The organism is Brachybacterium sp. UNK5269 (genome assembly GCF_049266655.1).
In the GTDB taxonomy this organism is placed as follows: Bacteria; Actinomycetota; Actinomycetes; order Actinomycetales; family Dermabacteraceae; genus Brachybacterium.
Genome location: NZ_CP184883.1, coordinates 65,964 through 80,839 on the forward strand (window position 1 = coordinate 65,964; position 14,876 = coordinate 80,839).

Annotated in this window: 12 protein-coding genes; 9 read left to right on the plus strand and 3 right to left on the minus strand. The window is 71.9% G+C overall.

Features of this window, described 5'->3' with window-relative positions:
- Nucleotide 1 precedes the first annotated feature (1 nt).
- Complete coding sequence (locus tag ACOJUI_RS00350; protein WP_422116130.1) at nucleotides 2-1,549, plus strand: tripartite tricarboxylate transporter permease; 1,548 nt, start codon at nucleotides 2-4, stop codon at nucleotides 1,547-1,549.
- 66 nt (nucleotides 1,550-1,615) lie between these two features.
- Here ACOJUI_RS00350 and ACOJUI_RS00355 read toward each other — a convergent pair whose 3' ends face one another.
- On the minus strand, nucleotides 1,616-2,371 hold the full coding sequence (locus ACOJUI_RS00355) for an SDR family NAD(P)-dependent oxidoreductase (protein WP_422116131.1): 756 nt from the start codon (nucleotides 2,369-2,371) through the stop codon (nucleotides 1,616-1,618).
- 241 nt (nucleotides 2,372-2,612) lie between these two features.
- On the opposite strand from ACOJUI_RS00355, the gene ACOJUI_RS00360 reads away from it, so the two are divergent.
- The 8 genes from ACOJUI_RS00360 to ACOJUI_RS00395 all read left to right on the plus strand — a co-directional run bounded on the left by ACOJUI_RS00360 (nucleotide 2,613) and on the right by ACOJUI_RS00395 (nucleotide 12,492).
- Nucleotides 2,613-3,659, plus strand: coding sequence for a zinc-dependent alcohol dehydrogenase (locus tag ACOJUI_RS00360; RefSeq protein ID WP_422116132.1), 1,047 nt, complete (start codon nucleotides 2,613-2,615; stop codon nucleotides 3,657-3,659).
- Entirely contained in the window at nucleotides 3,656-4,840 is a 1,185-nt protein-coding gene (rhmD, locus tag ACOJUI_RS00365; RefSeq protein WP_422116133.1) for an L-rhamnonate dehydratase, read from the plus strand. The genes ACOJUI_RS00360 and rhmD overlap by 4 nt, the downstream gene beginning before the upstream one ends.
- 191 nt (nucleotides 4,841-5,031) lie before the next feature.
- Nucleotides 5,032-5,883: a fumarylacetoacetate hydrolase family protein gene (locus tag ACOJUI_RS00370; RefSeq protein ID WP_422116134.1), complete on the plus strand. Its 852-nt coding sequence runs from the start codon at nucleotides 5,032-5,034 to the stop codon at nucleotides 5,881-5,883.
- A gap of 274 nt (nucleotides 5,884-6,157) precedes the next feature.
- Nucleotides 6,158-7,129 (plus strand): 3-hydroxyacyl-CoA dehydrogenase family protein, encoded by a 972-nt coding sequence (locus tag ACOJUI_RS00375; RefSeq protein WP_422116135.1) that lies wholly within the window; start codon nucleotides 6,158-6,160, stop codon nucleotides 7,127-7,129.
- 164 nt (nucleotides 7,130-7,293) lie between these two features.
- Nucleotides 7,294-8,694 carry a GntP family permease gene (locus ACOJUI_RS00380; RefSeq protein WP_422116136.1) on the plus strand — a complete coding sequence of 467 codons (1,401 nt, stop codon included), beginning with the start codon at nucleotides 7,294-7,296 and terminating at the stop codon, nucleotides 8,692-8,694.
- Nucleotides 8,695-8,825: 131 nt separating this feature from the next.
- Entirely contained in the window at nucleotides 8,826-10,181 is a 1,356-nt protein-coding gene (locus tag ACOJUI_RS00385) for a four-carbon acid sugar kinase family protein (RefSeq protein WP_422116137.1), read from the plus strand.
- Nucleotides 10,182-10,531: 350 nt separating this feature from the next.
- Nucleotides 10,532-11,422, plus strand: coding sequence for an NAD(P)-dependent oxidoreductase (locus tag ACOJUI_RS00390; RefSeq protein ID WP_422116138.1), 891 nt, complete (start codon nucleotides 10,532-10,534; stop codon nucleotides 11,420-11,422).
- A 74-nt stretch (nucleotides 11,423-11,496) separates the two neighbouring features.
- Nucleotides 11,497-12,492 (plus strand): C-terminal binding protein, encoded by a 996-nt coding sequence (locus ACOJUI_RS00395; RefSeq protein WP_422116139.1) that lies wholly within the window; start codon nucleotides 11,497-11,499, stop codon nucleotides 12,490-12,492.
- Between the two features lie 118 nt (nucleotides 12,493-12,610).
- Here the strand turns inward: ACOJUI_RS00395 and ACOJUI_RS00400 are convergent, their stop codons facing one another.
- Nucleotides 12,611-13,828, minus strand: a complete 1,218-nt coding sequence (locus ACOJUI_RS00400; RefSeq protein ID WP_422116140.1) for a toxic anion resistance protein — start codon at nucleotides 13,826-13,828, stop codon at nucleotides 12,611-12,613.
- Nucleotides 13,829-13,884: 56 nt separating this feature from the next.
- Nucleotides 13,885-14,802: a hypothetical protein gene (locus ACOJUI_RS00405; protein ID WP_422116141.1), complete on the minus strand. Its 918-nt coding sequence runs from the start codon at nucleotides 14,800-14,802 to the stop codon at nucleotides 13,885-13,887.
- Nucleotides 14,803-14,876 lie beyond the last annotated feature (74 nt).

Consider the following 14,876-nt stretch of genomic DNA (forward strand, 5'->3'; position numbering starts at 1 on the left):
CATGGGCGATGACATCCAGAGCGCCCTGCAGCTGGTGGCGGACCCCACGACGATCCTGGTCGTGCTGCTGGCGGCCGTCTTCGGTCTGGTGATCGGCTCGCTGCCGGGGATGACGGCGACGCTCGCCGCCGCCCTGCTGGTGCCGTTCACCTTCTTCCTCGACCCGGTGCCGGCCATCGCCGCCATCATCACCATGTCGGCGATGACGATCTTCGCCGGCGACATCCCCAGCGCCCTGCTGCGCATCCCGGGCACGCCGTCCAGCGCGGCCTACACCGAGGACGCCTTCGCCCTGACCCGCAACGGCAAGGGTGCGCTCGGCCTCGGGGTCTCGTTGATCAGCTCGGTGATCGGCGGCCTGTTCGGCGCCGTGGTGCTGATCTTCGTCTCCCCGCTGCTGGGCGAGTTCGCCCTGCGCTTCACCAGCTACGAGTACTTCTGGGTGGCCGTATTGGGCCTGACGGCGGCGGTCATCGTGTCCAAGGGGGCGCAGCTCAAGGGCGGCATCGCCCTCATGGCGGGGCTGCTGATCTCGACCGTCGGCCTCGATGTCACGCTCGGTCATCCGCGCTTCACCTTCGGGGAGGAGCAGCTGTACCGCGGCGTCGACTTCATCGCGGCGATGATCGGCCTGTTCGGCCTGTCCGAGGTGCTGCGCGCCGTGACCGCGCGCAAGGGGGAGTCGCTGCCGATCCCGAGGATCGACGGTGCCGGCGCCGTGCGTCCCACCTTCGCCGCGATCTGGCGGAACAAGGGCCGGGTCGCCTCCGGTTCCACCATCGGCGGCGTCGTCGGCGCCCTGCCCGGCGCGGGCGCCGACATCGCGGCCTGGATCGCCTACGCCTTCACCCGGGCGACCAGCCGCATCCGCCCGGGGAAGGACTCCGCGGACGACCGGCGGATCGAAGCGATCAGCGGGGCCTCGAGCGCGAACAACGCGGGCATCGCCTCGGCGTACGTGCCCACCCTGGCCTTCGGCATCCCCGGCGACACCATCACCGCGATCCTCATCGGCGTGCTGCTGGTCAAGGGCATCACGCCGGGGCCGGACCTGTTCCTCTACCAGACGGACACGCTGTACGCGCTGTACATCATCTTCATCATCGCGAACCTGCTGCTGCTGCCGCTGGGCTTCCTGCTGATCCGGGTCTCCGGCCTGGTGCTGCGGATCCCGCGGTCGGTGCTGATGGGGCTGATCGTGGCGATCTCGATCTGCGGCGCCTTCGCGATCAACAACGGCTACCTGGAGGTGGGCCTGATGGTGGTGTTCGGCGTGCTCGGGTACCTGTTCGAGAAGGGCGGCATCCCCCTGGCCCCGGTGGTGCTCGGCATCGTGCTGGGACCGATCGTCGAGCGCACCTTCATGCAGTCCGTGATCAAGACGAACTGGGACCTCACCCAGTTCTTCACCCGTCCCATCAGCGCCGTGCTGATCGTGCTCGTGGTCCTCGCGATCGCCTCGGCGCCGATGATGGGCTGGCTGGGCCGACGCGCGGAGCGGGCCACCGCCCTGAAGGCCGCGCAGGACGCGGCCGACGCACGGTCCTGATCCGGGCGCACGACGAGGCCCCGCCGGAGAACGCTCCGGCGGGGCCTCATGGTGGTGCCGGGCTGGTCAGGACCGGGTGCGGAGGTTCGTCATGCCGCCGTCGATCGGCAGCAGCACGCCGGTGGTCGAGCGGTTGCGCGGGGAGGCGAGGTAGCAGTGGGCCTCGGCCACCTCCTCGGGCTCGACCAGTCGGCCGTGGGGCTGACGGGCGCTGAGCGCGGCCCGCTCGGCCTCGGGATCGTCGGCCTTCTCCAGCAGCCGGCCGATCCACGGGGTGTTCGCGGTCCCGGGCACCACGGCGTTGACACGGATCCCCTCGGCGACCCAGTCCGCGGCCATGGCCAGGGTCAGCGACTGCACGGCGCCCTTGGAGGCGGAGTAGAGCGCGCGTTCGGGAAGGCCCAGCATCGAGGCGATCGAGGCGGTGTTGACGACCACCGCATGCGAGGACCTCCGCAGGTGGGGGAGGGCCGCGCTGGTCACGCGGGCCACCGAGATGACGTTGACGTCCAGCACCCGTGCCCATTCGGCGTCGTCGTTGGCGTCGACCTGGCCCTGGGCGCCGATCCCCGCATTGTTGATGACGATGTCGAGCCCGCCCAGCTCCTCGGCGGCGCGGTCGACCGCCGCCCTCACCGCCGCCGAGTCGGTGACGTCGACCTGGATCTGCAGCGCGCCCTCCGGAGCGCCGGAGGGGTCGAGGTCGAGGGCGGCGGTCCGCGCGCCGCGCGCCTGCAGGGCGCGGATGGTGGCAGCCCCGATGCCGGCGCCGCCGCCGGTCACGATGGCCGCGAGCCCTGAGAATTCCTGATCAGCAGTCATGGTCGTCCTCTTCGTCGAGTGTGTCGTGGACAGCCTCATCATCGCTGGCTGTCCACGTCGCCGGTCACGGCACACGTTACCAATCTTGGATATAGGATTTTCGGAAACCGTATCGGCTTCTCCGTCCTCCGCAGTGCCGCGGCGGGTAGGTTCGAAGAGCGTCGACGTGGACAGACCAGCGGGCCCGGCACGGTGCAGTGCGCTCCCACCACGTCGATTCCGACCCTGCGGAGGAACATCGATGCGAGCACTCGTCCTGACCGACTTCCACCGTCTCGACGTCGTCGAGACCCAGCGCCCCGAACCGGGACCCGGCGAGGTGCTGCTGCGGGTCGCCGCCACCGGCATCTGCGGCTCCGACTTCCACGGCTTCTCCGGGGAGAACGGCCGCCGCGTCCCCGGCCAGATCATGGGCCACGAGTCCTCCGGCACCATCGCCGCGCTCGGCGAGGGCGTGGACGCCGCCGCCCTGCCGCTCGGCGCCCCGGCGACCTTCAACCCCGTCGTGGTGCCGCCGGAGCAGCTCGAGGACTACCGCGGGCGCGAGCACCACGCCCCCGGCAAGCAGGTGATCGGCGTCGCCCAGCACCTCCCGGCGTCCTTCGCCGACTACGTCGTGGTCCCGGCACGCAACGTGCTGCTGCTGGACCCCGCCCTGCCGCTGCACCTGGGCGCGCTCATCGAGCCGCTCGCCGTCTCCGTCCACGCCGTGCGACGCGGACGACCCGAGCCCGAGGACCGGGTCCTGGTCATCGGCGGCGGACCGATCGGCCAGAGCGTCGTCCTGGCCCTGCAGATGCAGGGGGTGCGCAGCATCGTGGTCTCGGAGATGAACCCGCAGCGGCGGGAGCTGATCGCCGCCCTCGGGGTGATCGCGATCGACCCGGCCGCCGGAGCCCTCGCCGAGCTGGTCGCCGGCGCGCTCGGCGGGCCCGCCGACCTCGCCGTGGACGCCGTCGGCCTCAGCCGCACCATGGCCGATGCGCTCGCCGCGACCGCCCTCGGCGGCCGGGTCGTGCTGGTGGGCATGGGAGCGCCCCGGCTGGAGCTGCCGGCCTTCGCCATCAGCACCGAGGAGCGCACGGTGATCGGCTCCTTCACCTACTCCGCGCAGGAGTTCGCCGACGCCACCGCCTGGATCGGCGAGCACGCCGACCAGGTCGCCCCGCTGGTCAGCCGCATCGTCCCGCCCGAGCAGGCGCAGGACGCCTTCACCGAGCTGGCGGCCGGCCACGGCCCCGCCGGCAAGATCCTCGTCCGCTTCGACCAGGAGCAGCACAGCGCATGAGCACCCACCAGCGCACGATCGCCCACGTCCGCGCCTACACCGTCAGCGGGGGCGGCGCCGACTACCACGACCAGGGCGCCGACCACTGGATCGACGACCACATCGCCACCCCGATGTCCGTCTACCCCGAGTACGCGGACTCCCGGCAGTCCTTCGGGCTCAACGTGCTGGGCACGCTGATGGTCGAGATCGAGGCCGACGACGGCACCGTCGGCTTCGCGGTCTCCACCGGCGGCGAGCTCGGGGCGTGGATCGTCGAGAAGCACCTGGTGCGGTTCCTCGAGGGCGCGAAGGTCACCGACATCGAGCGGATCTGGGACCAGATGTACCGCTCGACGCTGTTCTACGGACGCCGCGGCATCGTGCTGAACACCATCAGCGCCGTCGACCTCGCCCTCTACGACCTGCTGGGCCGACTGCGGCAGGAGCCGGTGTACGCCCTGCTCGGCGGCCCGGTGCGCGATGAGCTCATCATGTACGCCACCGGCGCCCGGCCCGACGTCGCCCAGCAGCTCGGCTTCATCGGCGGGAAGATGCCGCTGCACCACGGCCCGGCCGACGGCGAGGAGGGGATGGAGCAGAACATCGCCCTGCTGGCCGACATGCGCGAGAAGGTCGGCGACGACTTCTGGCTGATGTACGACTGCTGGATGAGCCTGGACGTCGACTACGCGACCCGGCTCGCCCACCGCGCCCAGGAGCACGGGCTGCGGTGGCTCGAGGAGGCGCTGATCCCCGACGACTACTGGGGCTACCAGCAGCTGCGGCGCAACGTCCCTCCGGGCATGCTGATCACCACCGGCGAGCACGAGGCGACCCGCTGGGGCTTCCGGCAGCTGCTCGAGATGGGCGCGGCCGACATCATCCAGCCCGACGTGGGCTGGTGCGGCGGCATCACCGAGCTGCTGAAGATCTCCGCGCTCGCCGACGCGCACCGCGCGATGGTGGTGCCGCACGGCTCATCCGTGTACTCCTACCACTTCGTCATCACCCGCACGAACAGCCCGTTCAGCGAGTTCCTGATGATGCACCCGAGCGCCGAGGAGATCGTGCCGATGTTCTCCCCGATGCTCCTCGGGGAACCCGTGCCCGTGAACGGCAGGATCACCGTGCCCGAGACCCCCGGATTCGGCGTCGAGTTCAACCCCGACATCCCCCGCAGCCGGCCCTTCACCCACTGAGCCGACGTCGGGGAGCAGCCCGCCCAAACCCTCGGCGTTCCCCCGCCGCCTTTTTCATCGGATGTATCGTCGATCGAGCGGACCCGCCAGGAGCGACCGCGGCCTGGCACAGTGGTGCTCGACGGCGCATCCCGGCCCCGACCACCGCCGGCATCCCGCCCCCGGAACGCCCCCACGCGAAGGAGAAGACCATGGAACTGCGACGACTCGGCCCCCTCGGCCAGGAGAAGCCCGCCCTCGTGCAGGACGGGGTGACCTATCGCCTCGACGGCCTGACCGGCGACATCACCGGCGCCTTCCTCGCCGGCGGCGGCATCGAGCAGGCCGCCGCGGGGCTGGCCGCCGGGGAGCTGCCGGTGTGGGAGGGCGCCGAGACCGAGCGCATCGGCGCCCCCATCGCCCGCCCCGAGGCCGTGATCTGCATCGGCCAGAACTACGCCGCCCACGCCGCGGAGTCGGGTGACCAGCCGCCCACCACCCCGATCGTGTTCTTCAAGCATCCCAACACCGTCGTCGGCCCGCAGGACGAGGTGCCCATCCCGCCGCGCGCCACGAAGGTCGACTGGGAGGTCGAGCTGGGCGTGGTGATCGGTCGGCGCGCCTCGTACCTGAAGGACGAGCAGGAGGCCCTCGACGTCATCGCCGGCTACGTGACCAGCCATGACGTCTCCGAGCGGGACTTCCAGATCGCCGAGTCCGGCGGCCAGTGGTCCAAGGGCAAGTGCGCCGAGAACTTCAACCCGGTGGGCCCCGCCCTGGTGCCGGCCGCCGAGGTCGACCCGCAGCGGCTGCGCCTGTGGTCGCGCGTGAACGGCGAGGCCCGGCAGGACTCGAGCACCGCCGACATGGTCTTCACGGTCGCGCAGCTCGTGCATCACCTCTCGCAGTACATGGTGCTCTCGCCGGGGGACCTCATCAACACCGGCACCCCGCAGGGCGTGGCCCTCTCGGGCCGCTTCCCCTACCTCGGCGATGGCGACGTCGTCGAGCTGGGCATCGAGGGGCTGGGCGAGCAGCGCCAGGTGTTCGTGCAGCGCCGCTGAGCGAGAGGTCCTACCTCCTCTCCCGAGGATCTCCGCTGCCGGCGGCGGCGACGCCCCGCCCCGTACCGCCCCGTACCGCCCCGTACCGCCCCGATGGCCGTTCCGGCCGTCGGGGCGGTACTATGTGGCACGTCACAAACGTAGCCAATATCCAATAGGATCGCTATTGTGAGCGTCGAACCGCGTGGTCAGGGCCGGGAACGTTCCCGACGACCCGCGGCGGCACAGGCGCCCTCCTCCGGGCCGGCGCAGAGCTAGAACGAAGGAGTTCCCCATGACCATCTCCACTGTGACCATCGTCGGCGCGGGCTACATGGGCGGCGGCATCGCCCAGGTCCTCGCCATGGCCGGCTTCCAGGTGACGATCGCCGACGTCAGCATCGAGAACGCCAACGCCTCCCTCGAGCGCCTCCAGAAGGAAGCGCGCGACTTCGAGGACCAGGGCCTCTACGCCCCGGGCAGCGCCGACCGCGTCGCGAAGAACATCACCGCCGGCAAGACGATCGAGGACGCCGTCGCCGACGTCGACTTCATCGAGGAGGCCGTCTTCGAGCGCATCGACGTCAAGCGCGATGTCCTCGCAAAGATCTCCGAGCACGCCCGCCCCGACGCGATCATCGGCACCAACACCTCGACCATCCCGGTCAAGGAGCTGGTCAGCGCCGTCAAGAACCCGGAGCGGTTCCTCACCGTCCACTTCTCCAACCCGGCCCCCTTCATCCCGGGCGTCGAGCTGGTCGCCGGGGAGACCACCACCCCCGAGACGGTGGCCGCCGTCAAGGAGCTGCTGGAGAAGTCCGGCAACCAGGGCGCCCAGGTCGCCGACACCCCCGGCATGGTGCTCAACCGCCTCCAGTACGCGCTGCTGAAGGAGGCCACCTCGGTGGTCGAGGAGGGCGTCGCCACCGCCGAGGACGTCGACACCATCGTCCGCACCACCTTCGGCTTCCGCCTGGGGTTCTTCGGCCCCTTCGCGATCGCCGACCAGGCCGGTCTGGACGTCTACGCGAACTGCTTCGTGACCTTCGAGGACGCCTTCGGCGATCGCCTGGCCACCCCGGCCATCCTCACGGACTCCGTAGCGGCCGACCGCAAGGGCGTCAAGAACGGCAAGGGCCTGCTCGGCGACTACGACGAGCAGACCGCGGCCGAGCTGATCGCCTACCGCAACAAGGCGTACGCGAAGATGTCGCAGCTGCTCGCGGAGCTGGGCCCGGCCCCCAAGGCCACGCCCCGCACGAACTGATCCCTCACCCACCCCTCACCTGCCGGGCTCTGCCCGTCGGCCGGGCATCGCCGCCCGGGACCTGAGCACAGCGCTCGGGGCCCGGGCGGCGACCCGGGCCCCGAGCGCTGTCGCATCGGGGGCCGACGGCACGCATCCCGGCCCGTCCTCTGGAGCACCCTCTCGTGGAAGAACTCGTCCTCGCGGAGCGGCCTGTCTGGCTGCTCCTGACGATCGCCGTCGTGGCGATCGCCGTCCTGCTGTTCCTGATCATCAAGCTCAGGCTCCATGCCTTCTTCTCCCTGCTGATCATCGCGGTGGCCACCGGCCTGGCCGCGGGCATCAGCGTCGCCGACGTCATCACCGTCGTGGTCGCCGGGTTCAGCAATACCGTCGGCACAGTGGCCCTGCTGGTCGGCTTCGGCGCCGTGCTGGGCAGACTCATCGAGATCACCGGCGGCGCGCAGGTGCTCGCCGACAAGATGCTCGATACCTTCGGCGAGAAGCGGGCCCCGCTCGCCCTGGCCGTCGCCTCGCTGTTCTATGCGTTCCCGATCTTCCTGGACGCCGGCTTCATCGTCATGCTCCCGGTCATCTACACGGTGGCCCGTCGCCTCGGCGGCTCGTTCATGATGTACGTGCTGCCCTCGATCGCGTCGTTCATGATGATGCACGCGCTGCTGCCCCCGCACCCCGGCCCCACCGCCGCCGCCACCGTGATGGGCGCCGACGTCGGCCTCGTCATCATCGTCGGCCTCCTGATCGGCCTGCCCACCTGGTACTTCGGCGGCTACCTGGTCGCCCGGGCGATCGCCAAGCGCTACCCGAACACCCCCGTCCCGGCCCTGCTGGGCGAGCCGCGCGACGTCCCCAAGGACGAGCGTCCCGGCTTCGCCTCCATCCTGGTGGTGCTGCTGATGCCGCTGGTGCTGATCTTCTTCAACACCGGCATGTCCACCCTCGAGGCGCAGGGCACCGTCGGTGACGACAACGTGTTCTTCCAGTTCTCCCGCCTCATCGGCGCGACCCCCGTCGCCATGGCGCTGTCCGCGCTGACCGCGATGCTGCTGCTGTACGTGATCCCGCGGCGTCGCCGCGGCGAGAAGGTCGGCGGCCTGCTCGAGGACCTGGTGGACGACGCCCTGGCGCCCGTCTGCTCGATCATCCTGATCACCGGTGCGGGCGGCGCCTTCGGCCGCGTCCTCACCGAGACCGGCATCGGCACCGAGATCGCCAACGGCCTCGACGCCATGGGCCTGCCGCTCATCGTCTCCGCGTACCTCGTGACCATGGCCATGCGCATCGCGCAGGGCTCGGCCACCGTCGCCGCCACCACCGGCGCGGCGATCATGGCCCCCGCCGTCATGGGCGGAGACTTCGGCACCATCGCCGTCGCCGCCATGGTGATCGCGATCGGCGCCGCCTCCATCGGCTGGTCGCACGTGAACGACTCCGGCTTCTGGCTGATCGGCAAGTTCTGCGGCTTCGACACCGTGACCACCTTCAAGACGTGGTCCGTCGTCGGCACCACCATCTCGCTCGTCGGCTTCGCGCTGTCGACCGTGGTGTTCGTGATCGCTGCATGACCTGTCCCTGACCCCGTGAGGGCCGGTGCGCGACTGCGCATCGGCCCTCGCCGTCCCCAGCGTCCTCTCGTAGAGTCAGCGGCTACCAGAGCATCCGCCCTGCTCACCCCCGCTGCGGAAGAAGGTCCACCGTGCCCGAGAACCCCGAGCGTCGTCTGCTGGTCCTCGACGACGACCCCACCGGCTCGCAGTGCGTCGCCCATGTCGACGTCGCCTTCGACCTGGACCCGCAGATCCCGGTCGGCGTGCTCGCCCAGCCCGGCTCGACCTGCTTCGTGCTCACCAACACCCGCGCCCTCGACGAGGCCGAGGCGGTGGCGATGAACCGCCGCGTCCTGGCCGGGGTGCTCGCGTCCCCGGCCACCCGGCAGGGCCTGCACGTCGTCTCCCGCTCCGACTCCACCCTGCGCGGCCACGTCATCGCCGAGCCCGCCGCGATCGCCGACGAGCTCGCCGCCCACGGCATCGAGGTCGACGCGATCCTCTTCGCCCCGGCCATGATCGAGGCCGGCCGCTTCACCCGGGACGACGTGCACTACGCCGTCGTCGACGGCGAGGCCCGGCGGGTCGAGGACACCGACTTCGCCCGCGACGCCACCTTCGGCTACGCCCACTCGGACCTGCGCGAGTTCCTGCAGGAGCGCTCCGGGGGAGCGGTGGCCGCGGCCGACGTGCTCAGCATCGCCCTGACCGACATCCGCGACGGCGGCGTCGACCGGGTTCGGGAGATCCTCGCCGGCGCCCGGAACCGGTGCTGGGTGGTCGTCAACGCCACCGAGTACGCCGACATGGAGGTCGTGGTGCGCGCCGTCGGGCAGCTCGAGGCCGAGGGCCGCACCTTCATCACCCGCTGCGGCCCCTCCTTCGTGCGGCCCCTGGCCGGACAGCGCGGCGCGGAGGTGGTCGACGCCGCCTCCATCACGATCCCCGAGGGCCGTCTGGACCACGGACTGGTCGTGGTCGGCTCCCACGTGGGCCTGACCACCACGCAGCTGCGCGCCGTCCAGGAGCGCGGCACCCTCGTCGAGCACGAGATCGACGTCCCGTCCCTGCTCGATGGGCGCCGCGAGCAGCACCTCGAGGACGTCGCCGCGCAGGTCCGCGCGTCGTTGCGCAGCGCCGACTGCGTGGTCTACACCAGCCGCGAGCTGGTGCGCACCGATGACCCCGCCGAGTCCCTCGCCATCGCCCGCAGCGTCTCCGACGCCGTGGTCGAGATCGTCCGGCGCGTGCGCACCGCCCGTCCCGCCTGGGTGGTCGCCAAGGGCGGCATCACCTCCCACGAGGTCGCCGCGAACGGGCTCGGCCTCCGCCGCGCCGAGGTGCAGGGCCAGTTCTGGCCGGGCCAGGTCTCGCTGTTCTCCGCCCAGGAGGCCCCCGCGGAGGTGATGGGGATGCCGTACGTCGTCTTCCCCGGCAACGTCGGCGGACCGCAGGCGCTGGCCGACGTCACCGAACGGCTGACCGCGGCGGTCGCGGGACGCTGAGCGCCCCTGCGGTCCGCTAACGTCCGTCGGCCGCCCGCTGCCGGCCCCCGTCGCCCCGCTCCCGTCGCCCACCCCCGTCGCCCCGACCACCTCGCGGACGTGCCGGGTCCGGAAAAGTACCGAAGAAGTGGCACCTTTCCGGTCCAGACCCGGTGGCCCGCCGGTGACCCGCCCGACCGGCGCGCCAGGTCCGGAGAAGTACCGCGGAAGCGGCACTTTTCCGACCCAGGCCCGCCGCCCCCGCCGGTGACCCGCCCGACCGCACCGGTCGGACCCTGACCCTGCCACCTCACGAACCTGCCACCTCACGACCCCGCCACCCCATCACCGACCATCTCGAGGAGAACCCCATGACCACCACGCCCCCGCTCACCATCGGCTGGATCGGCCTCGGCGCCATGGGCGCCCCCATGGTCCGCACCGCCGGCGCCGCCGGCCTCACCCTGCGCGCCTTCGACCTCAGCCCCGCCGCCCGTGAGGCCGTCGCGGACTCCGCCACCCCCGTCGGCACCGCGGTCGAGGCCGCCGCGGGCGCGGACGTCGTGGTGGTCATGGTCGCCACCCCCGCCCAGCTCGAGTCCGTGCTCTTCGGCGAGGGCGGCATCGCGCCCGTGCTCGGCGCCGAGACGACGCTGCTGATCATGTCCACCGTCGGCCCCGCCGCGATCGAGCAGACGCTCACCGCGCTCGAGGGCGTCACCGCGCACGTCGTCGACGCCCCCGTCTCCGGAGGCGTGGCCCGCGCCGGCACCGGCGACCTGCTGATCATGGTCGGCGGCGCGGAGGCGGACGTCGCCGCCGTCCGCCCGCTGCTGGACGTGCTGGCCTCGAACGCCCCCGTGGTCGGCGCCCGCCCCGGCGACGGCCAGCGCTTCAAGGTCGTCAACCAGCTGCTGTGCGGGGTGCACATCGCCGCCGCCGGCGAGGCCCTGGCGCTGGCCGATGCCATGGGCCTGGACCTCGCGCAGGTCCACGAGGTGCTGAACATCGGCGCCGCCGCGTCGTTCATGTTCGCCGACCGCGGGCAGCGGATGGTCGACGGCGCCTTCGACGACGTCCGCTCGGCGCTGAGCATCTTCGTCAAGGACATGGGGCTGGTCAGCGAGGCCGCCCAGCAGGTCGCCCAGGAGGTGCCGCTGGCGGCGTCGGCCGCGGCGATCTACCAGCGCGGCAGCGAGCTGGGCTGGGACCGCCGCGACGACTCGATCGTGTACGAGGTGCTGCGGGGGACGACGGACTGAGTCGGGGCGGGCCCTACGCTGGCAGGCAGCGGCCCGATCCCATCTCCGGAGCCGCGAGGAACGAGAGGGAACCGATGAGGATCACGATCGTCGACAGCGACAACGAGAGCTTCCACGAGGAGGAGGCGGTCACGGCGGAGCTCGGCATCGAGCTCACGCGCGCCCAGGCCACCGACGAGCAGCAGGTCATCGAGGCGGCGCAGGAGGCCGACGGGATCCTCGTCCAGTACGCGCCGATCACCGCCGCCGTGCTGGACGCCCTGCCGAACCTGCGCGCGATCGGCCGCTACGGCGTCGGCGTGGACACCGTGGACGTCGAGGCCGCCACCGCGCGCGGGATCGCGGTGTGCAATGTGCCCGACTACGGCGTGCAGGACGTCAGCGACCACGCCATCGCGCTGACCATGTCCGTGGTGCGCGGCACCGTCCAGCTGGACCGCCTGGTGCGCGCCGGCGAGTACGGCCTGCTGCCCGTCAAGCCCCTGCACCGGGTCTCGTCCCTGCGCTTCGGCGCGGTGGGCCTGGGCCGGATCGGCGCCGCCACCGCGGTCAAGGCGCGGGCGCTGGGGTTCACCGTGGTCGGCAGCGATCCGCAGCTCGAGGTCGGCGCGCGGACGGCCGACGGGATCGAGGTGGTCGACTTCGAGACCGTCCTCGCGACCTGCGACGTGATCAGCCTGCACGTGCCGCTGCTGCCCTCGACGCACCACCTGATCGACGATGCCGCCCTGGCCCGGATGAAGGACGGCGCGGTGCTGATCAACACCTGCCGCGGCGCGGTGGTCGACACCGACGCGGTCGCCCGGGCGCTGAGCTCCGGACACCTCAAGGGCGCCGGGCTGGACGTGTTCGAGCAGGAGCCGCTGCCGCCGGAGAGCCCGCTGCTGGACTGCCCGAGCGCGGTGCTCACCCCGCACGCCTCCTGGTACAGCGAGGAGTCCTACTCGGAGCTCAAGCGCCGGGTCACCGAGGCGGTGGCCGCGGTGATCCGCGGCGAGGCTCCGCGCGACATCCTCAACCCTGAGGTCCTCGAGCGCCCGCCCGTAGGGCCCGGGGAGATTGCGTGCTGAGGACTCATCCGGGCGTCGGGATGAGTCCTCAGCGCGCAAAGTCGAGCTGCCGACGGGGCGGGGCCGCGTCGGGCGGGGCCGCGCCGGGCGGGGCCATGCCCGCGGCGAGGCCGCCGCCTCAGCGGCGGTCGTCGATCTGCAGCAGGTCCGCCGCGCTCTCGATCTCGGCGTGCTCGGGCTGCTCCTTCTGCATCCGCTCGAGGTAGGGCTGGGCCCGCTGCACCTGCTGCTCCAGATTGGTCACCGTGGTCAGGAAGTTCTGGTTGGCCTGGGTGCGGAAGGTGTCGATGCCGTCCATGGTGGCGAACAGGTTGTCGAAGGCCTTCTGCAGGGTCTCGGCGGAGACGCCCGAGGTCGCGGCCTGCTCCTGGATCTTCACCGAGTTGTCCGCGAGCATCTGCGAGGTGCGGGAGATCAGGTTGTCGGTGGTGGCGTTGACGGCGTCTATCTGGTCCAGCACGATCTTCTGGTTCTCGAGCGCCTGGGCGGTGATCACCGCGGTGCGCAGCGCCGTGACGGTGGTGGTGCGGGCCCGCTCCACGCCCTGCTGGAGCTTGGTGTTGTTGTCCTCGATGAGGCCCATCGACAGGTAGGCCTGCACGGTCACCGCGATCTGGGTGGCCATGTCCTGGCGGCGCTGGCGCACCGCGAACAGCACGTCCCGCTCGAGGGCGTCGGCCGCCGCGGCGTTCCCCTCGGCGCGGGCCTGCTCGGCGCGCCGCACCGCCCGGTCGTCCAGCAGCCGCAGCAGATGGGCCGCCTTCTGGAGGGCGGCGAGGTCCTCCCACAGGGCGCGGCGCTCCACGGAGAGCTCGGCGTTGTCCCGCTGCAGCATCTCCTGCCCGCGGCCGAGCGCGCCCAGCACCTGGTCGAGCTGGTCCTGGTTGGACTCGAAGTTGCGGAAGTAGCGCTTGGCGGCGTTGCGGCCGGGCAGGAAGGACAGCGCCTTGTCGGCGAAGGTCTCCTCCTTCGGCGCCAGGTCCTCCATGGTGGTGCGCAGCTCGGACAGGCTCTTGGCGACCGACTCCTGGGCGTTGCCGCTCTGCTTGGACTCCCGCAGCGACTGCTGCATGAAGCGGGAGGAGGTGGCGCTGGTGCGCTCGAAGGTCCGCCGCGCCACCGCGCCCAGCGCGTTGACCTGGGCGGTGAACTCCTGGGAGTGCGGGTTCAGCGCCGAGACCTGCTCCACCCAGGCGTCGGCCCGCTGCTCGAGCTCCCGCTCCTGCTCGGCGGGCAGGTCGGGCAGCACCGAGACGGCCTGGTCCTCGCTGATCTCGTCGACGGGCTCGGCCGGGGTGATCTCGGCGGCGGGGGTGGGGGGCTGGAGCTTGTCCATCGGGGCCTCCTGGGGCGGTGTGCGGATGCGGTCGGTGGTCGGGACGGGGCAGGCGGTCAGACGTCGATGATCGGGTCCAGGTGCTGGTCGGCGAAGCGGGCGCGCAGGAACTCGGAGTGGACCTCGAGGGAGCGGGAGACGCCGCCGACGACGTCGCGCTCGATCGCTTCGACTCCCTCGGACAGCACCCCGAGCTGCCGGTCGATGCTGGAGAGGTTCTCGAGCGCCTCCTGGCGGGCGCTGCCGACGAAGGTCTGCAGGAAGCCGAGGGTGTCCGCGGCGGCGTCGACCAGGTCCGGCACGTAGCGGGTGGCCATGCCCTCCAGCATCGTCACCTCGCCGGCGGAGGGTCGCTGCGACTGCAGCTTCTCGCTGCCGACCAGGGCGTCGATCCGGGTCAGCAGCGCCTCCACGTCGTCGAGCACCGCGGTGGCCGCGGGCACGGTGGCCTGCGGTCGCAGCTGCCCGGTGCGCTGCCGGGTCTCGGCGGTGGCCTGCAGGATCCGCTCCAGGACGGTGCGGGTGCTGTCCGGGATCGCGGCGTCCAGCACGGGCCGCTCCGACGGGGTGCGGCCGAGGGCGCTGATCGCCAGGCCGCTGCCGCCGGCCGCGACCACGCCGATGCCGCCGGCGGCGGCGAGGGCGAGCAGCGGACCGGCGATGCCGAGGCCGATGCCGAGCACCAGGGTGGCGGCGCCGGCGAGGCCGCCGAGCAGCAGGGGGATCCCCCAGGAGACGAGGGGGCGGTGGCCGGGGCGGGAGAGCTCCGTCGAGGCGGGCCGGTGGACCTTCCCCTCGAGCGGCTTCTCGATCGGACCCCAGAGGTCGCGGCGCTCGGCCGTGGCCTTCCAGGGCAGGTCCTGGTCGCCGGGGGCGTTCCGGGAGAGGTCCTGGTCGTCGGGCGCGGAGGGAGCAGGGGGCCGGCGCTCGCCGGTGGTCGGCTGCTGGGCCGACGGATCGTTGCCGTCGCTCACGGGTACCCGCTGTCCTGTCGGGGGCGGAGACGAGGTGGCCGCTGCGCGCCGGGAGCCGCTGCATGGGCGACCTC